We start from the raw sequence: 19,043 nt of genomic DNA, 5'->3' as shown, positions 1-19,043 counted from the left end.
AATCGTAACCCGGACGGAATTCACAAGCAAACAAATTGCCTATTAGGCTCTCACACCAAGTAATGAAGCGATGATATATAGTAGCCAAATATGAATCGGATAAAATGCATAGAAGAAGCCCTTCATACTTCGACCCAATTTGCCGTTATACATCACTAAAGGAATAATCGCAAAAGCCATCATCCACTGCGTGTTTTCTGATAGCAACGAGCTGAAATTAAATCCGGTTGACAGGAAGGCAAAGGCTGCAAGTGCCAGCATCTGCCAGCTGCGTTTGTTTCGCAACAGATACATCACTGGACCAAGATACAAAAAGAATGAGTTCTCAGCTGTGATTGGTGTTGGAATTGCAATGACGATTGCTTTATAGAAAATGCTTGGATTGCCTGTGCCAATGAATCCGATTAAGATACCGGCAAACAGCAGCGGCAATATAATAATACCAATTCCTAATAGGATGTTCCCCAACCGATGATCCCGGTGACCGTCGGCAATGGTTTGAAGACCGTACATGGTTAAAACACCGATGAACAAGTCACTAAAAATATTGTTCATCAGGCCGAAATTTCCCATACTGAAGAAATGCTGGACAACCAAGTTACCAATTCCCATTACCCAAAAGCCGATCAATAATCGTGACAGGTAGCGTCGCTGATCATGAGTGTGGGTAAATCCTTCAACGCTTAAAAACATAAAGATGGTCGCAACGGGTCGGCCAAACCAATCAAGCCAGTTCGGGGCCCCGGCCGCTGCAAACATTTCATGAAAATGGTCAATAAACATTAACGTAATCCCAAGTACTTTAATGTCAAAATTGGTTAGACCTCTTCTTCTGGTGGCGGTTAAATTCATGACTAATCCTCCAAATTCTTTCAAATCAATTTGTTAGCTGGTTAATTATATGAGTAACTAACTATGACGTTAAATTTAACCCTAACGCTATTATTTGTCAACGACAATATTTCTCATCGACAATTTAAAAACAGTCGACATTAACCAACTCCCCCCCACAAAGCAAAGAGGTTGGGACATTAATCGGCAAATTATTTATAAATGCAACTCAAGCTCACCATTTCATATTGATAAAACTTGCGACAAAAGGCTGCTCCCATAATTTAAGCAAAAGCGGCAGCGCATTCCAAAATCAGAATGCACTGCCGCTTTCACTTAAATTATGGGAGCAAATCGCCCTTCGTCCCACTCTCGATTCGCTTGTAATTGTTAATCAAGATTTAGTTCAATTGAAATGTGCTACTAAAAGTCTTCTTCGTCCAATCCTTCTCGAGGATCATTTCCAAGGAGTGCCTGCAGTTCAGCAATATTATGATTGTTCGTAGCCAACAGCTTTGTGAGTACCGCTGCCAAAACTGGCCGATCCTCTTTTTGAGCTAATTTAATGGCTCGGGTAATAAACAAGTTTTCCGTGTCATAATCGTGGACAAAACTATCGATCAACCACTCTGCAGAGTGATACTTGTTTTCACCATTTTCAGTTAACATCGCATACTCGCTGAACTCTTTTTGCGTAGTTGGCGTCAATAGATCTTCATCAATCAGAGTTGTTCCCAATGCATCCCTTTGCTTGTTGGCTTGTACCAACAATTCACCAAAGTAAGCCTTCAGAGAGTGAGCGTTCATCCCTTTGACATACCATTTGGCTTGCTGAAGCTTATCGGCTAACACCACTAAGTTTGATACAATGTGGCCAACCATTGCCCCCGCGGTTGGGGTGTGGTGATCAATATCTGCCTGCTTCACTTCTGCTGCAAATAAATCTTTTGGGGTTGTTTCAGCATTTTTAGTTGTCATTTTTCTACCTCATTCCTTCACTTTCATTGATTGAACTTCGTAACCTAAATCTGTCACTGTATTGGACAGATCATCAGCAGAGATTTTGGCACCATCAAACTCCGTCTTAACTTTGGCAGCGTTGAACATGACTTTAACGTCTTCAACGCCATCCTGTTTTGCCAATGCCCCTTGAATTTTTTGCATGCACGACGGGCAGGATAATGCGTCTAATTGTAGAATTGCTTTACTCATAATAATGACCTCCATTTATTGATTAGTGTATTTGTAAAGGGTAAGCTGATCGTTTTGTCTCTGGCTTGGATTAAAACGCTTGGATCCGCTCACTTATTTAGGACAGCTCCGCAAAGCAGGAACTTCCATATAAGCACCTCCAACAAAAATCCCTAAAAACCAGGGATTTCTGTTGAAGGAGACTTATATTCCAGTTCCTAACCGCTTTGCTACGCTCACTTACTGTCTTAATGATAATTCCGATTCCTGCAAAGATAATTGATCTGGATCAAGTTTTGCCACTTTTGTTCGATATTTAATCAATCTCATCGCATTGAAGATCACGACCAAGATACTTGCTTCGTGGACAAACATCCCACTTGCCATATAAATGTAGCCAAGCATTAACCCGATCAGTAGAAATACAACGGTGGCGATAGCGATAAAGATGTTCTCCTTTGTATTGGCAACCGTTTTTTTAGCAAGGCCAAACGCGTGAACCAGCTCTTCAAACTTCGAAGCCATCAACACAACATCGGAAGTTTCAACTGCGACGTCGGTTCCGCCACCCATGGCAATCCCAATATCTGCCGTGGCAATTGATGGGCTATCGTTAATCCCATCGCCGATGAAAGCAACCTTGTGCCCTTGAGCTTGATACTTCTTCACGTAGGCCACCTTTTGTTCTGGCAGCAGTTCAGCATGAACCGTATCGATGCCAATTTGCTGGGCAACCGCTTGGGCAGTCGCTTGATTGTCGCCCGTTAACATAATCGTTTGCTTGATTCCCAACTTTTTAAGCTGGCGGAGACTCTCGGCAACCCCTTGGCGAATCACATCAGAAATTCCTAAGATTGCACTCACCTGATGATTAATGGCAACAATAACGGATGAACTCCCCTGATTTTGAATGGTTTCCAGATCAGCTCGCTGCCGAGAAGAAAGATGAATCTGATGATCAGCCATCAACGCAACATTGCCAATGAACACTTGCTGATCTTCAATGTCAGCTTGAATGCCCCGACCTTTAATCGTATTGACTGAGCCTGTGGTAGCTTGATCACGGTGAACCCCTTTGCCGCTCGCAAATTGAACAATCGCTTTGGCCAATGGGTGATCGGAATGCTGCTCAATTGAGGCCGCCATTGCCAAGCCATCTTCATTAGCAGCATAGTTCTTAAATTGGGTCACTGCAGTTTTGCCTTCAGTTAAAGTGCCAGTCTTATCAAAGACTAAGGTATCAACGTTGGCAAAGGTATTCATCACCTCGCCGCCTTTAATCAAGACACCGTTCTTGGCACCATTACCAATCCCGGCAACGTTAGAAACCGGGGCGCCAATGACCAACGCCCCTGGGCAGCCAAGAACTAGCACGGTAATTGCCAAGCGAAAATCTTGAGAGATCAAACCCACCACTAGTGCAATCACTAACACAGCTGGAGTGTAATATGTCGCAAATTTGTCAATAAACTTTTCAGCTGGGGATTTAGTATCTTGGGCATCCTCAACTAACTCAACGATCTTGCCAAAAGTGGTCTCATCACCAACCTTAGTGGTCTCAACTTTGACGGTCCCGTTATCCAAAATCGTTCCTGAGTATACTGGGTCATCCTCAGTTTTGGTCACCAACTTGGATTCACCAGTAATGCTGGCTTCATTGAAATGACCAGAACCGGCCACAATTTTACCATCAACCGGAATTTGACCGCCGGCTTTGACTAGCACCACATCACCGACATCCACAAAGTCAACGTCGGATTCTGCCGTGCTGCCATCGTCATTCACAATCGTTGCAGTGGTTGGCGCCATTTCAGTTAAATCCTTGATGGAATGGCGGGTCTTAGCCAACGTCTTATCTTCCAGAAAGGTTCCAAAAAGAAATAAGAAGGTCACAATGGCGGACTCATTGTACTCACCGATGATAAAGGCGCCAACAACTGCGATACTGACCAGCAGTTCAATACTGATCGTTTTAAACCTTAACGCCGAGATCGCCCTTAGCAAAATTGGCACCGCAGAAATGATTGAAGCCAGGATAAATGCCCCTGTATAAAGCAGCGGCGACCCTAGTACATTTCCAAGCAGCCCAATTCCAATCAGAATCGCTGTTATTAACGTAATTTGATTAATGTGTTGATTAATAAATCGTTGTATTTTCATCATGTTTTGCTCCCGTCCTTTGATTATGCCTTAAGTATAGAGAGCAATCCCAAATAAATAATTGATCTGGATCAAGTCTTGCAAATTAAAATCATAACGCTTTGTGTATGCGACCGTTTTTATCTATAATTAAGTTAACAAATATGTTAGGAGGCTCCCCATGAAAATTATCGTGATTGGCGCAACCGGCCGAGTTGGATCGACCGTCGTTTCGAAGTTAACGGCTAATAAGGACATCGAAGTGTATGCAGGTGCCCGCCACCCCAAGAAAGTTCCCGTCGCCCCAAATGTCACGCCGTTTAAAATCAACCTACATGACACCAAGGACGAAATCAAAGAAGCGCTCCCGGAAGCGGGCAAATTGATTTTCGCTGCCGGCTCTGGCGGTAAAGATTTACTGCAAGTCGACCTCAACGGGGCTGTCAAGGTGATGAAAGCCGCCGAAGAAAAAGGCATCTTACGATTTATCATGCTGAGCTCAAAGGGTTCCTTAACCCCAGATTTATTTAGCGGTAAAAAACAATCCCCGCTGGCTGATTACTTAATTGCCAAGTATTATGCCGACGAATGGTTAATGAACAATACCCATCTGCAGTACACCATCCTGCAGCCAACGGCATTAGTCGAGAAACCGGGGTCGGGCAAAGTCACTTTGGGCGATTACACCACTAACGAAAATAGTATCGATAACGTCGCCGAAGTCCTCATCGGCTTAGCTGAGCACAATTCATCGATTGGTGAAGTCATTGAAATGAGTGCTGGCAATGAGCCAATTCCAGAAGCGATTAATCATTTAAATTAAGCTGATTTTAAATCTTAACTGAACGATTCATCATCACGTCACCTCGAGTGCTGTTGGATCGCTTTTTGTAACTTATGTTAGTTTTGATTACATTAATCACTTTGAATTTCAAAATAATTAACTCATTTTCGCCATCGGTTGGTTGCCCTTCCAACAACTGTGGTGACGTTTACAAATTCGTTTATCGTTTTCTCATTTTCTAACCATTTTCAAAAACTGCTGGAATTATCGCAAAGATGATGTTAGAATTTATGACATTAAGAAAAAGGAAGCGATGTTATGAATGCTGCAAATACCTCTTTTATGATTTTATCCAGTATTTTAGTATTGTTCATGACTCCTGGACTGGCGTTTTTTTATGGGGGTCTCGTGTCAAAGCGTAACGTGGTTAACACCATGTTGTCCGTCTTCATTATGACTGGTGTTGCAATTGTTTTATGGGTTGTGATTGGTTACTCGCTATCATTTTCAGGTGACATCAGTGGGATCATCGGTAACGTGAAGAACTTCTTCATGAATGGTGTTGATTTAACATCTCTGACGGCTACCAAGATTCCAACTGGCATATTTGCAATCTTTGAAATGATGTTTGCTATCATTACGCCGGCTTTGTTCGTCGGTGCCGTGGTTGGCCGAATCAAGTTTAATTTCCTGTTAGTATTCTTAGTTCTTTGGTCAATCATTATTTACTACCCAATGGTTCACTTGGTTTGGAGCCCCCACGGAATTCTTTACGGCTTGGGTGTTCTCGACTTTGCTGGTGGAACCGTTGTTCATATCAATGCCGGTGTGACTGCGTTTGTCCTTTCCGCTTTCTTAGGCAAACGAATTAAGTTTGGTGATCGGCCACATAACCACTACAACTTGCCTTGGGTCTTGCTTGGCGCAACGATCCTCTGGATTGGTTGGTATGGCTTTAACGCCGGATCAGCACTGGGCGTTGATAACATTGCTTCTCAAGCAACAATCACGACGACCATGTCAACAGGTACCGCGATGGTCACCTGGATGGTCCTCGATATGATCATTAGCGGCAAGCCGACTTTGGTAGGCGTTTGTACCGGTACCCTCTGTGGATTAGTTGGCATCACCCCTGCTTGTGGGTTCGTCACCATCGCCGGTTCGTTTTGGATCGGGATATTCTCAACCTTTGCCAGCTACTTCTTTGTTAACTATCTAAAGGATCGAATTGGCGTTGATGATGCCCTTGATGCCTTTGGTTGTCACGGCGTTAGTGGGATCGTTGGTAGTATCGCAACCGGTTTGTTCGCAACGAAATCTGTTAACCCAGTCGTTACCCACAATGGTATGTTCTACGGCGGCGGTTTCCATCAATTTGGCGTCCAGTTACTCGCTACTGCCGTTACCATCGTATTCGTCGTCATTGCCGCTTCAATCATCATCAAAGGCCTCAGCCTCGTGATGCCAATACGAGTTGATCGGAAGGAAGAGGAACTTGGCCTTGATCAAGGTGAACACGGTGAGGAAGCTGATTACACCGTTGAAATGAGTGATAACCTTGACGAATACCGCTCAGATCTGAATCTTTATTCAAAGGAATTTAGAGGTCAGATGGCCAACTTAACACCAAAGGATCCACCAGTAAAATAAATTGTTTCTTCTATATACAATCATATGATAAATACAAAACTAGCTGACTGCTTGAACAAGCTGTTAGTTAGTTTTTTGTGTCACTGCACATAGCCGTCACTATCACTTGTCATTTAATCCTAAGAAGGATAACATTTTAATATGGATAAGGAACATGCATTCTTTAGCCAAGGAAAGCTTGTATCATATTTTGAGGAGGAACATTGTTGGAAGAAAAGAATTTTTTACAATTGCCGAAACAGCTCAAAGAACATCTGGGCATCAAATCGGGCAATAACGTGGAGGTGACAATTACTCAAGATGGGCTCATCGTCAAATCTCCTCAAAAGCCGACTGAAATTCATGAACGTCGGGTGAGCACAATTATTTTAATTATCCTCATGACAATTGCGTTTCTAGGTTATTTTATTGTGCGAAAAATCCACTACATCCCGTTAACCGGAACTGAATCAGTTGCGACCCTTTCTTTGGGGCTCACAACTTTTAGCGGCCTGATTAGCTTTTCGACTTCATTCATTTTGCTCAAGCACAAAAAAGCCGCGGTGGTTCAAGCCGTTTCTTGGCGGAATTTTCCAACGGTTGCTTTAGCTGGCGCCTTAATTAGCTTCATGTTAATGGCCGGCCTATTCTGGATCGCTGGCAACCTGTTCAAGGGTGCTACCTTTGATTTGGCAACATCCACGGCCATTTTTGCCATGATTACGTTGATCGAGACCCAGACAATGGCTAACCTGGTCCCGAGGCTTTCATCTCGATTGCTGACGAATACCTTTATTGCTGTCATTGTGAGCGGCATGGTTCTGGCAATGATGAGTAACCAAAACCTCTACTGGTGGAAGCGCAATTTAAGCTTCCTGGGAACCACTAACGCCAAATCTGCTTGGGAATTCAACCTGACACTCATTTTTTCAGGCCTCATCCTAATCGCCTTAATCGATTATTTATTTGTGTCATTAAAGCGCGTTTTCCCCCAAAACAAGCAATTATTGATTTTAAGGATTCTCTTAACCCTCTTAGCCGTCGATTTAGCTTCAGTTGGCGTTTTTCCTAACAACGTTCAGCTACATCTGCTCCACGGCAAAGTGGCCGGCTATCTAGTATATCTGGTCTTGGCATTGATCATTGGCATTCGGTGGCTGCTCCCCAATGTTTCGCCAGACTTTCTTCACCTATCCTGGTTGATTGCCGGCGCGCTGCTCGCCGGTGAAATTCTCTTTCAAGTGGTCGGCTATCTATCACTAACCGCGTTTGAAATTCTGGCATTTATGTTGGCATTTACCTGGCTGGTCATGCTGTTTGAACGACTCAATGATTATCTAGAGCCAATTCAAACCCGCAATTACGTCGTTAAATAATTTTGAAAATGAGGTGGGCAAATGACTTATTCCCGAACGGAACATATTGAAATGGTTAACATGTGCATGATTTATGATCAACAGGCAAATAAAGTGTTGGTTGAAGATAAAACCGACGTTGCCTGGAAGTTCGGCCATACCTTTCCCGGTGGGCATGTTGAGAAAGGTGAGAGCTTGTACGACGCAATGGTGCGCGAAATCTTTGAAGAAACCGGCTTACATATCAGTCAACTGGAATCATGTGGCACCGTTGAGTGGTTCAGCGAGGAACCCGCTTATCGTCGGATTGGCTTTTTATACCGAACCAGTCATTTTACAGGTCAATTAAAGCAGTCAGACGAAGGGAAAATCTATTGGCTGCCAATTGATGAGTTAACCGAAGAAAATACCGCTGAAAGCTTTATGAAAATGCTCAAAATCTTCACCGACCCTCACGTGGTTGATGCGACTTCGCCAGTAATGAATGACTCGCTAACGATAATCCCCAAACACGACTTAACCGATCAATAATCATATAATAATAGTGACAAACTAACTACATTTATAGGAGGTGCGCCATGCAAAACTATCTGATTATCTACAATGGGGCAGCTGGAAAAAGTAATAATGAAAAGATTGCCAAGCAAGCCCAAACATTTTTGGAAACCCACGGCAAGCGGGTTGAATTGGCCAAAACGCAATCCGAAGAGGAGGCCATTTCAAAGGCGGCAGAAGCGCCTAATCAATTTGACTGTCTCGTCACGATCGGTGGTGACGGCTCAATTAATACCGCTTGTAAAGGCTTCCTGCAAACCGGGAAGGCCATCCCTTTGGGCATCATTCCCGGTGGAACCGTCAATAACTTTGCTCGCGCGCTAAATGTGCCATTGAATACCAGCGACGCGATCACTAATTTATTAGCTGGCACCTGTGTCGCCGTTGACCTTGGGACAGTTGGCACAACGCCAATGATTAGCAGCCTCACGCTGGGGCGATTAGCGGATATCGCCCGAGACATTAAAGACGACGAGAAGAAAAAGTTCGGTAAGGTCATCTATCTCATTAAGGGATTCAAGGAACTGTTCACCCATCGATCCTATAAGCTGCGAATTTCTGCTAACGACAAGGTCGAAACTTTGCGGGCCCAGATTGTCCTCATCACCACAACCAATTCAGTTGGCGGTTATGTTGAATTTAACCCCGAAGCCACTTACGATGACGATCATCTCCACGTGTTTATCCTGAAAAAGTTTACTTTGCCGAAATTGCTTGCGTATCTATCCTACTTTCTTTCGGGCAATTTGAAAGATAATGCCGACGTCAAGTATTTCAAATGTAAAACGGTTAAAATTGAAGGTTTATCTCGGCGAGAAATCCAAGCCCGTATCGATGGTGATCCAGCGATGAAGTTGCCGATTACGGTTAAGACCAAGGCAGACTTTTTGCAAGTGATTGTTCCAAAACAACAATAGGCTGGCGCATCGGACAATTTCTATCCAGATTTAACGATAAAGGACAACCATTCCCGGCACATTGGAATGATTGCCCTTTATCGTTAATTAGCAGCGAACAGCCGCCTGGTTTTTACCGCTGCTTCTTTGATGCTTGATACTGTTTATATAGTGAGAGGCCTAATTGACCAATTGCCAGGATAATCGATAACTTTGACCAAAAGCCAGCTGTTTTGTTCATCTTGCCACCTCCAGTTCAATTCAATCTTTGATGGGGATTATTTTACCGTCCGGCCTCTCAGCAAACAATTTTAAACTCTGGCAGATTCCCGCCTGCTATTTGGAAATTGCCGGTCATGGCTCACCGGCTCCCTTTTACTTAAAACCATACGCAAAAAATTCGCCAGGGATCATGACTCCCTGACGAATTTTTACTTGAAATCACGCGCATCGATTAAACATAGCGCGGATTATTTTGTTTTACTTAATTTTTTAGGTTGTGGATCCGTTGCGACTAATCCACCGGCCAAATTGTTCATGTTTGGTTTAGCAGTCTTGACAATTAATTGTTGATTAATGAAGGCTTCTTCACCAATGTGGCTCATTTCACGGCCGTAACCTGAAAGTTTAACCCCACCAAATGGTAATTCTGGCAATGTTGACATGAAGTTATTGACAAAGACCATCCCAGTTTCGATTTGAGAAGCAACTTCAGCGCCGTGATCTTCATCACCAGCAAAGACAATGCCGCCAAGCCCATAAGGGTTATCGTTGGCAAGATCAATGGCTTCTTGCTCGCTGTGAACCTTGTAAACACAAGCAATTGGGCCAAACAACTCGGTGTCATATGCTGGATTGTTTTTGCTGATGTTGGTCAAGATTGTTGGCTTGAAGAATTGGCCTGGCAAATCAATTGGTTCATTTCCATATTCAACCTTAGCACCGGCCGCAATGGCTTCATCCAATTGGCCTTGAAGCTTATTCTTCGCTTTTTCGGTGTTCATTGGTGCAAGTGAAGTTGCAGGATCCAGTGGGTCACCTGGTTGAACTTTACTGAATTTATCTTTAAGGGTATCGACAAATTCATCGTAAACGTTATCCATGACAATGAACCGCTTGGATGACGTACATACTTGACCAGTATTATAAAGACGTGCGCGCCATGCGATATCAGCAACATCGTCCATATTAGCATCCCCGAGGACAATGAATGGGTCCATGCCACCAAGTTCCATTGTGTTCTTCTTCAGGTTCTTACCAGCGGCCTCAGCAACGGCAGTACCACCACGCTCAGAACCAGTTAACGCAACACCCTGAACTCGTGGATCGGCAATTGCTTCGCCAACTTGATCATAACTTAAGAATAAATTGGTCAATGAACCCTTGGGTGCCCCAGCTTCGGCAACAACGTCGCAAAACATTTGAGCTGAAGTTGGCGTGTTAGCAGCATGCTTCAAAATCATGGTATTGCCAACCATGAAGTTAGGCGCAAATACCCGCATAATTTGGTAGTATGGGAAGTTCCATGGCTCGACCATCATGATTACCCCAGTTGCATGCTTTTGAATCTCGGCATGACCAGTTGCGATCGTGTCCACTTCTTCTGGCTGAAGCAGTTCCTCACCATGATCAGCAAACCAATCAGCGATAATTGCAACTAATTCAACTTCACCTTTTGATTCACCAATTAGTTTTCCCATATCAATGGTACAGGCTCTGGCAAGTTCATCTTCATGTTCACGTAACTTGGCAGCGACGTTATGAAGGATTTTTGCCCGTTCAGAAATTGGCTGCTTCTTCATTGCCCGATAGGTTGCGTCACTTTCAGCAAGTGTTTCGCCAAGTTGAATATCTGTTGCAAAAGGATACTCCTTAACAACTTCATTATTGTAAGGATTAACAGTTCGATATGCCATTGTACACCCTCCTAAAGTAAGTGAGCGGATCCAAGCGGTTAGAGATCGGAGTGTAAATCTCCTCGAACGGAAATTCCGGTTTTGGGAATTTTCGTTTGAGGTGCTTACATGCAGATCTCTGCTTGGAGGAGCTGTCCTATTATATTGGATAACCTAATGGAAACGTCAATAACGGCAAAGCAGCTCATTGAAACTTGAACAGCTGCTCTGCGGGAATGAAAAGCGACTGACGTTTTATCATCCACAAAAAGATTACCACAAAATGAAAAGGGGTACAATTGAATGCCTTGTGATTTTCAAAACAATCACGTTGTTCACTTATACATTGATTTTGTATTGAAAACTGCTTACATTTCACAAATAGCAACTATGCCGTGGCTTTCACCGTATCTTTAATTTTGAATACTAAAAAGATTGCAATGATTTCAATAATTAAAAATGTTAAGAAAACCCCATTAAAATTTTGATTCCCTAATACAACCGTTGCGATCACAATAGCCGTTGAACCCATAACCTGACGCACCGTGGCGATGACTGATGAGCCATGGGGAATGAGGTCATTTGTCAGTGAATTAGCTCCAAGCGTTGTTGCCGGCATCATTGCAAAGGCATTACCGGATTCAATGACCATGGAACAAATAATGGCAATCCAAATGTTCTTAAGTCCTGAACACAGCAGCAAAGCACCCCAGCCAACGATAAACAGCCCAAAACCAATTAAAATGACTGGCTTAAAACCAATCCGATCGGCCAAGCGACCACTGCGGCGATTTAACCATGACAAGAATGCAGCGGCCGGCACAAGTGACAAGCCAGACCAAAGAGGTGTTAACCCAATAACTTGCTGGTAATACAGTGGCATAATGATCGTCACGGTGATCAGTGACATATATGATAATGAGGTTAAGGCAACCCCAAGATCAAAATTAGGAATCGCCAAGATATCCAGTCGTAACAGTGGTGCTTTCATGTGCAGCTGGCGTCGAACAAACAAATAGAGCAAGATGAGCGATACTAATAAAATTCCCCAGTTGAGGTAACTTGCCATTGTCATATGCGAAATTTCGTTGATAAAATACAGCAGTCCAATGATGCCAAGCGACATAAAGACGGAAATAAAATCAAACTTAGTTGATTTTATTTTCATCGGGCTTACAACCGTCTTGATAGCAAAAATGAAAACAACTGCCAAAACGACTAAAAAGAAACCAAAGATTGCTTGCCAATTAAAAATCTGTAGTAGGACACCAGATACGATTGGACCAACAGCTAATGCGGAACCCATCACCAGGCCGACCGTTCCCATAACGGTTCCCCGTTTAGAAGTTGGCGTAATTTCGAGAATGATTGATTGATAAGATGGAAACAGCACGCCAACACTAAACCCTTCCATTAATCGGCCAACCATCATAATCAAGAAGTTGGGCGCAAAAATAATAATCAGCGTTCCGATCACAAAATTGATCAATAAAGAAAGGTATAACGGCTTAAATTTGAAATTATTCATCAGCCATGGCGATAGCGGCATAACTACAGACATAATTAGCATGAAACCGGTTGTCAGCCAAGCAATTGTGCTAGCTGGCAAATTAAAGTATTTCATAAAAGTTGGATAAGCCGTTGATAGTGATGACTGACTAATCGACATCGTAAACGTTCCAAGTAATAGAGTTGCCACGAACCACTTGCGGCGATTCTCTGTAAGTTCCAAGATACAACTCCCCCTTTCGACATTTTTACGAAAACAGGACCGGAAATAAGAATTTCCGATCCTGTTTTCGTATTATTCTGGACTCGGTAATCGGCCTAACGAACAACCATTACTGAAATCGGTGCATACTTAGCCATATAGGCAGCTTGTGAACCGAAGTACTTTCGAACACCAGTCTTTGACATTGATCCAACAATTAACAAGTCAGCTTTAACAGCAGGAATAATTGTTTTAACAATTACTTCGCCGGGGTTGCCTTCCTCAATAACCGTGTCGACAGCCTTAACGCCTGCGCGAAGTGCTAAATCACGATATTGATTGATATGTTCTGCCAATTCTTTACGTTCACCGTGGACATAATCTTTACTAAGTGCTTGGTAAACATTCATGTCTTCGGGTTCCAAAACGGACGCAATGACCAATGAGGCCTCAGAAAGTCGGGCTTCAGAAATTGCATAACGAAAAGCCAATTGTGCGTCAGGTGAATCATCAACACCTACTAAAATTCTTTTAAACTTGGTATGTGGCATTTCATTTTTATCCATACTAACAATGCCCCTCCTCTCAATTCTCTATACTACTCTTCTGACTGTTTACTTTCATCATAATATTCTTCAGTTGTTTCAAAACGCTTTGGCATTTTGTTACGACTTTGATATAGATCATAAACTGTCCATAGGAGAAGCAAGACAATGGCAACAATGATTCCATAAGCAATGCCATGAGCCAGAGCCAAAGTTCCTGCAGAAGGATTGGCACCGAAGAAACTAGCAATGTTATCTGGCAAGCCTTTCATGTTAAGGAATGTCAAACTTAAAACTGAAATCCAACCAAGAATCTTAACCCAAAGGGTGTTCTTGAACCGATCACCCATTTCCTTCGCATTATCCGTCATCATTAATAATGGCAACATTGAGAACGGTAGGGCAAACGCTAGGAAGACTTGAGAGTTGTTCATTAAAGTATTGAGCGCCTCATGTTGTCTGATTGGGGATTCACCGCTAGTCATCGCAACACAAATTAAAACAGGAATAACTGAAATCAAACGGGTAACCAAACGACGAAGCCACAATGGCATCTTCATATGGATAAATCCTTCCATGATAACTTGACCAGTTAAAGTACCGGTAATGGTTGAATTTTGTCCTGAAGCTAACAGCGCAACAGCAAACAGAATTGAAAGAATTCCAGACTTGGCAACCGCAATCAGGATTCCATTACTCAACATTGAAGTATTTGATAAAGCATCAAATAATCCGAAGAATGATGGATCCTTTACAGCACCAGTCTTAAATACGGCAACACCCATGATCAACAGCAAGGAGTTAATAACCCAAGCACATGACAATTGAATGTTTGAATCCCAAGTTGAGAAACGGACTGTACGCGCAACATCCTCTTGGTCGTTATGATCAACTTTACGAGTTTGTGAAATAGCTGAATGCAAGTAAAGGTTATGAGGCATAACAGTCGCACCAATAATTCCCAAGGCACCAGTTAATGGTGTATCACCGTTAACATGATCTGCACTTGAGAATGTTTGACCTGTTGGGATCAAGCCTTTAAGCATAGCGCCAATGTTTGGTTCTGACAAAGCAACTTCATAAACGAAAACAAACAGAATTACTAAAATCAAACAAACAACGATTGCTTCAATTTTTCTAAAACCAACTTTAGTCAATAATAGCAAAAGCAAAACATCAAACACAGTGATAAACACGGCGTAGACAAGTGGAATATGAAACAGCAGGTATAACGCAATCGCCGCACCAATAACTTCCGCAATATCAGTCGCCATAATCGCCAACTCAGTTAATATCCAGAGGACATAACCAAGTGATTTACTCGTTCGGGCTCGAATTGCTTGAGCCAAATCCATCTGAGACACAATACCCAGTTTAGCCGCCATATATTGTAGCAACATCGCAATTAAACTCGACATTAAGATAACAGACATCAGTAAATACTCAAAGTTTTGACCACCGGTGATTGAAGTCGACCAGTTACCGGGATCCATATATCCAACGGCAACTAGTGCACCAGGTCCAGAATACATGAATAATGTTTTCCAGAATCCTCGTCCTTTTGGAACTGCAATCGTCCCGTTAATCTCTTCCAAAGAAGGTCCATTTGCATAATGAATCAAATGTTGCTTCTTTGGCCCTTTTTCTTTTGGCATCAAAGTACCTCCTCATATTTTAGTACAGATTTATACTATCATAGTTTTAACCATTGTAAATCCTTAAATTTGGGAAACCTAACTTTGTTTTAAACAAAAATAAAAAGAAATTTGTTTATATATAAACAAAGTAAGCGGTTGTAATTTTCTATCAAAATAAAAAGTTTATTTTTTATAATTGGCGTAATTCATTTAGTTTTTTCAAAAATTCTCTCACAACCTGAAGATCGGCTAGCGTAAATTGGTCGGTTAATTCTTGAAGTTTGTCATTCATTTCCTGATGATACCGTTCATGAATGGCGTTGATCTTCTTTGCAAGACTGGTTAATTGAAGATACGTTTCTTTTTTATTCGCTGGTTTATGAGCCTTGGTCAGCAATCTCGCATTGGCAAGCTTATTCACAATTTTAGAAACCGCGCCTTGCGTCAAAGGCAGCCCAGCCGCAACATCAGAAATCATGACATCTTCGCCATGTGCCACTACCTGAATAACGTGGAGATCATTAATTGTTAATCGGCTGGCCAATTTGGTGTCGATTAGTCCTGTTCCTTTAACCTGATTAAGGATCGTCTGATCAATATCCCGGCTTCGAAAAATTTCGAGTTGGGCTTTAATTTGGTTTGTTAAACTAGTTGGTTTCATTTTAAATTCCTCGGAATATATTTTGACATTTTTTAATGTTCTGCTATACTCATTATATTCCTTGGAATGTATTTTGAAAAGCTACTCGATTAGTATTAGGACAGCTCCTCCAGGCAGCAACCTGCACGTAAGCACCTTTGGCAAAAATCCCAGAATCGGGGATTTCTACCAAAGGAGACTTACGCTCCGGTTGCAAAATCGCCTGGATCCGCTCACTTTTATTTAAAGGACATTTTATTATGAAAACAATACTTATTTTTGACCATCCATATACTTTGGCAGCTAGTGAAAACCAGCCACACTTTAGAAGCTATAGTGCCGCGGTTCCCCAACGAACCATTAGTTATTTGCAAGCAAACGGTGATACCGTTGATGTCATTGACTTACACAAAGACAAATTTGACCCCGTTATGCATGCCGCCGATCTTTCAAACTGGCGAACCAGGCACTCACTTAACGACCAAGTGGATGGCTACTTCAACCGACTGGCAGCTGCGGAACGAATTATCTTTGTCTTTCCTATTTGGTGGGAGGTCATGCCCGCCATGACGAAGGGATTTATTGACAAGGTCTTTAGCAAAAACCGGATTCCAAAGGACAGCCCTAAGAAGCTCTTCGCCAACCAACCCCGCATTCATATTTTTACAATTGCTGGAACCCCCACTTTTCTTTATCGGTTGAAGTACGGTAATCCGGTTATCAAATCACTTAAGCGAGGAACGTTTCAAAAAGTTGGCGTTAACAATGTCCACTGGCATAACTTCAACGCTGAAGATGAATCAGCCGCTAAACGGATAGCCGATTTGGCTCATATTCAAAAGTTTCTTAGATAACGTCAAAAAGTTAATTAATTGACGATACCCATGACTATTCATTCATTTTTATCATATAATAATTATGTTGACATAATTATTATATTTAGGGAGATTGGGTAAGTTGAACATTAATCTTAAGCAGGTCGCATCATTCACTATGATTACAGCCGTATCGTTTGGGCTAGGGGTATCAATCCCTCATGCAAGCACAGACTTAATTGCCTCAGGAACTCATCCGAAGCAGACTAACGAGCAAAAAATCGATAATCAAATTAAGCATATGACTCTTAATGAAAAAATTGGCCAATTATTTGTAACCGGAGTATCAAATAATAAATCCATAACGAAACACGATATCAAGAAATACCATCTTGGTGGCATTATTTTGATGGGAAACAATTTCGTTGGTAGCAAGACTTCTTTCAAACACCGTCTTAAGAGTTACCAACACAGCGCCAAGATCCCCTTAACCATTTCAACTGACCAAGAAGGTGGCACTGTCTCTCGGCTGAGCGCCAACAAACGAATTTCTGGTCACAACTATTATTTGTCACCACAACAGGCGCTTCACCGCGGCGGGATGAAGAAAGTCTTGTCGATGTATCGTTACCAGGCCAAACAGCTCCACGCCCTGGGAATTAATTGGGACTTTGCGCCGGTGGCCGATGTTTCGCTGCACAAAAGTAGTTTCATTTATGATCGAACAATCGGCAAAGGTTATGTCAAAACGTCTAAGTATATTGCCGCAAGTGTGCCGGCAATTCAAAAACAGCACGTGGCCGCAACCCTCAAACATTTTCCTGGCTACGGCTCGGCCGCTGATACCCACACTGGATCCGCCGCGGTCAGCCGGTCACTTAAGTCATTCGAATCAAAAGACTTCCGGCCATTTAAGGCGGGAATTAAGAGCGGCGTTGATTCTGTCATGGTGACCCACATCATTTTGAAAAAAATTGATCCACACAAGCCAGCCTCGCTTTCGAAAAAAGATATTCACATACTTCGCAAGGATCTTGGCTTTAAAGGGGTCATCGTCTCAGATAGCTTACAGATGCAAGCTGTTGGTAATTATGCCCGATCACATCATGTTTATCGGGATGTGGCCGCATTTAAAGCCGGCAATGATGTCCTGTTAACCAGCGATTATAAACGGGGAATTCCTCAGCTAAGACGAGCTGTGGCAAAGAAGCAAGTTTCGGTCAAGCAAATCAACGCGTCTGTTAAGCGAATTTTGACAATGAAAGACAAAATTGGGTTGAACATTCATTAATTTTTCTGGGGGGGGATCAATATGAATGATCATCATTTCATCCGAATCACATTATTTGGAGTTATTTGTCTTAGCTGGGGATTATTACAACCGACTGATGTTAAGGCCAGTGCCCAAAAGGTTTATGGCACCCCAATTCATTTAGCAGGCACTGTCAATACTCACGATTTAGGCGGCATTGTAGCCAAGAACGGTTGGCACATTAAGCCAAACCGGCTCATCCGTTCGGCTGCTTTGACTCATTTATCGAAAACTGACCAGTGGAAACTAACCAAGAACGTTAATTTAAAAGTGGTTTGCGATTTTCGCTCTACAGGTGAAATCAAAACGGCTAAGGATACTAGGATATCGGGGGTTAACTATCGTCACGATAGTGTCATGGCAAATAAAAACTTTGGGGTGCACACCACTCGCCAATACGCAAACCAGTTGGCAAACAAGCAGCCAAATAATATGCAGCTGTTTTATCAAAAAATGGTTACAAGTTCCCATAGCATCAAAGCCTACCGTTCGTTCATGAACCAACTCCTGAAACAAAAACACGGCGCTCTTCTATACCATTGCACCTATGGAAAAGATCGGACCGGAATTGCCACGATGCTGATTCTTGCCTGCTTGGGCGTTTCCAAGCAAACGATCATGAAAAACTACTTGGCTTCGAATCACGATTTACAAAACACAGTTCACAAGGAGTACCAGCAGTTGAAACGAGTGACTCATAACAAACGGGCCCTGGCCAATTTTAAACGATCCAAAACTGCTAAGGCGGCTTATCTTAATGCTGTCTACCATGCAATCGATCAGCGCTATGGCTCAATGAGACATTATCAGAAGACCGCATTAAGATTATCCAACAGTGATATCCAAAAGTTACGGACGATGTACCTAACAAAATAATGCAGAGACATTTAGCAAATTTGATGGCAGAAAATAACGAAGCAGGGCAATCATTCCCAGGTCCGGGATGGTTACCCTGCTTCGTTATTTTGAGACTGGGACAATAGGCGTTTTGATCCCAGAATTTAACGAAAAGAACCAATTATTCCTGATTTTGAAGTGAACCCCAATAGTTGGAGATAATATTTAATAATTTTTAGGCACATAACTGGTCGTTGTGAATCCGGTATTC

Annotated in this window: 17 protein-coding genes; 8 read left to right on the top strand and 9 right to left on the bottom strand. The window is 42.5% G+C overall.

The genetic code is table 11. The features are described from left to right. Positions 1-42: 42 nt before the first annotated feature. The 4 genes from QUF07_RS02980 to QUF07_RS02965 form a co-directional block, all read right to left on the bottom strand. Positions 43-852, bottom strand: coding sequence for a TraX family protein (locus QUF07_RS02980; protein WP_217162108.1), 810 nt, complete (start codon positions 850-852; stop codon positions 43-45). Between the two features lie 402 nt (positions 853-1,254). After that, positions 1,255-1,809 carry a ferritin-like domain-containing protein gene (locus tag QUF07_RS02975; RefSeq protein ID WP_217162110.1) on the bottom strand — a complete coding sequence of 185 codons (555 nt, stop codon included), beginning with the start codon at positions 1,807-1,809 and terminating at the stop codon, positions 1,255-1,257. Positions 1,810-1,818: 9 nt separating this feature from the next. After that, positions 1,819-2,043 carry a heavy-metal-associated domain-containing protein gene (locus tag QUF07_RS02970; RefSeq protein WP_217162112.1) on the bottom strand — a complete coding sequence of 75 codons (225 nt, stop codon included), beginning with the start codon at positions 2,041-2,043 and terminating at the stop codon, positions 1,819-1,821. A gap of 219 nt (positions 2,044-2,262) precedes the next feature. After that, positions 2,263-4,182 carry a heavy metal translocating P-type ATPase gene (locus QUF07_RS02965; protein ID WP_217162151.1) on the bottom strand — a complete coding sequence of 640 codons (1,920 nt, stop codon included), beginning with the start codon at positions 4,180-4,182 and terminating at the stop codon, positions 2,263-2,265. A gap of 160 nt (positions 4,183-4,342) precedes the next feature. Here QUF07_RS02965 and QUF07_RS02960 point away from each other — a divergent pair, with 160 nt between their 5' ends. From QUF07_RS02960 to QUF07_RS02940, 5 genes are all read left to right on the top strand, one after another. Next, a complete protein-coding gene (locus QUF07_RS02960) occupies positions 4,343-4,984 on the top strand; it encodes an NAD(P)H-binding protein (RefSeq protein ID WP_217162113.1) in 642 nt (213 codons plus the stop codon). A gap of 279 nt (positions 4,985-5,263) precedes the next feature. After that, positions 5,264-6,595: an ammonium transporter gene (locus QUF07_RS02955; RefSeq protein WP_217162114.1), complete on the top strand. Its 1,332-nt coding sequence runs from the start codon at positions 5,264-5,266 to the stop codon at positions 6,593-6,595. Positions 6,596-6,801: 206 nt separating this feature from the next. After that, a complete protein-coding gene (locus QUF07_RS02950) occupies positions 6,802-7,950 on the top strand; it encodes an AbrB/MazE/SpoVT family DNA-binding domain-containing protein (protein WP_217162115.1) in 1,149 nt (382 codons plus the stop codon). Between the two features lie 21 nt (positions 7,951-7,971). Next, positions 7,972-8,460, top strand: a complete 489-nt coding sequence (locus QUF07_RS02945; RefSeq protein ID WP_217162116.1) for an 8-oxo-dGTP diphosphatase — start codon at positions 7,972-7,974, stop codon at positions 8,458-8,460. 47 nt (positions 8,461-8,507) lie between these two features. Then, positions 8,508-9,401 (top strand): diacylglycerol/lipid kinase family protein, encoded by an 894-nt coding sequence (locus QUF07_RS02940; protein ID WP_217162118.1) that lies wholly within the window; start codon positions 8,508-8,510, stop codon positions 9,399-9,401. A gap of 449 nt (positions 9,402-9,850) precedes the next feature. On the opposite strand, the gene QUF07_RS02935 is transcribed toward QUF07_RS02940, so the two are convergent. The 5 genes from QUF07_RS02935 to QUF07_RS02915 all read right to left on the bottom strand — a co-directional run bounded on the left by QUF07_RS02935 (position 9,851) and on the right by QUF07_RS02915 (position 15,829). Beyond that, positions 9,851-11,296, bottom strand: coding sequence for an NAD-dependent succinate-semialdehyde dehydrogenase (locus QUF07_RS02935; protein ID WP_056981822.1), 1,446 nt, complete (start codon positions 11,294-11,296; stop codon positions 9,851-9,853). Between the two features lie 367 nt (positions 11,297-11,663). Then, positions 11,664-13,007 carry an MFS transporter gene (locus QUF07_RS02930; RefSeq protein ID WP_217162122.1) on the bottom strand — a complete coding sequence of 448 codons (1,344 nt, stop codon included), beginning with the start codon at positions 13,005-13,007 and terminating at the stop codon, positions 11,664-11,666. Between the two features lie 95 nt (positions 13,008-13,102). Then, the gene (locus QUF07_RS02925; protein ID WP_289426752.1) at positions 13,103-13,552 is read right to left on the bottom strand and encodes a universal stress protein; all 450 of its coding nucleotides are present in this window, start codon (positions 13,550-13,552) and stop codon (positions 13,103-13,105) included. Positions 13,553-13,584: 32 nt separating this feature from the next. Beyond that, the gene (locus QUF07_RS02920) at positions 13,585-15,186 is read right to left on the bottom strand and encodes an Nramp family divalent metal transporter (protein WP_289426751.1); all 1,602 of its coding nucleotides are present in this window, start codon (positions 15,184-15,186) and stop codon (positions 13,585-13,587) included. Positions 15,187-15,358: 172 nt separating this feature from the next. After that, positions 15,359-15,829, bottom strand: coding sequence for a MarR family winged helix-turn-helix transcriptional regulator (locus QUF07_RS02915; RefSeq protein ID WP_217162135.1), 471 nt, complete (start codon positions 15,827-15,829; stop codon positions 15,359-15,361). A 239-nt stretch (positions 15,830-16,068) separates the two neighbouring features. Here QUF07_RS02915 and QUF07_RS02910 point away from each other — a divergent pair, with 239 nt between their 5' ends. The 3 genes from QUF07_RS02910 to QUF07_RS02900 all read left to right on the top strand — a co-directional run bounded on the left by QUF07_RS02910 (position 16,069) and on the right by QUF07_RS02900 (position 18,811). After that, a complete protein-coding gene (locus QUF07_RS02910) occupies positions 16,069-16,662 on the top strand; it encodes an NAD(P)H-dependent oxidoreductase (RefSeq protein ID WP_217342334.1) in 594 nt (197 codons plus the stop codon). A 103-nt stretch (positions 16,663-16,765) separates the two neighbouring features. Beyond that, positions 16,766-17,914 carry a glycoside hydrolase family 3 protein gene (locus QUF07_RS02905; RefSeq protein WP_289426750.1) on the top strand — a complete coding sequence of 383 codons (1,149 nt, stop codon included), beginning with the start codon at positions 16,766-16,768 and terminating at the stop codon, positions 17,912-17,914. 21 nt (positions 17,915-17,935) lie between these two features. Continuing rightward, positions 17,936-18,811 carry a tyrosine-protein phosphatase gene (locus tag QUF07_RS02900; RefSeq protein ID WP_217342332.1) on the top strand — a complete coding sequence of 292 codons (876 nt, stop codon included), beginning with the start codon at positions 17,936-17,938 and terminating at the stop codon, positions 18,809-18,811. Positions 18,812-19,043: the final 232 nt, after the last annotated feature.

Source organism: Lentilactobacillus sp. TOM.63, assembly GCF_030361045.1.
GTDB lineage: Bacteria > Bacillota > Bacilli > Lactobacillales > Lactobacillaceae > Lentilactobacillus > Lentilactobacillus dabitei.
This window is presented reverse-complemented; position numbering and strand designations above follow the sequence as displayed.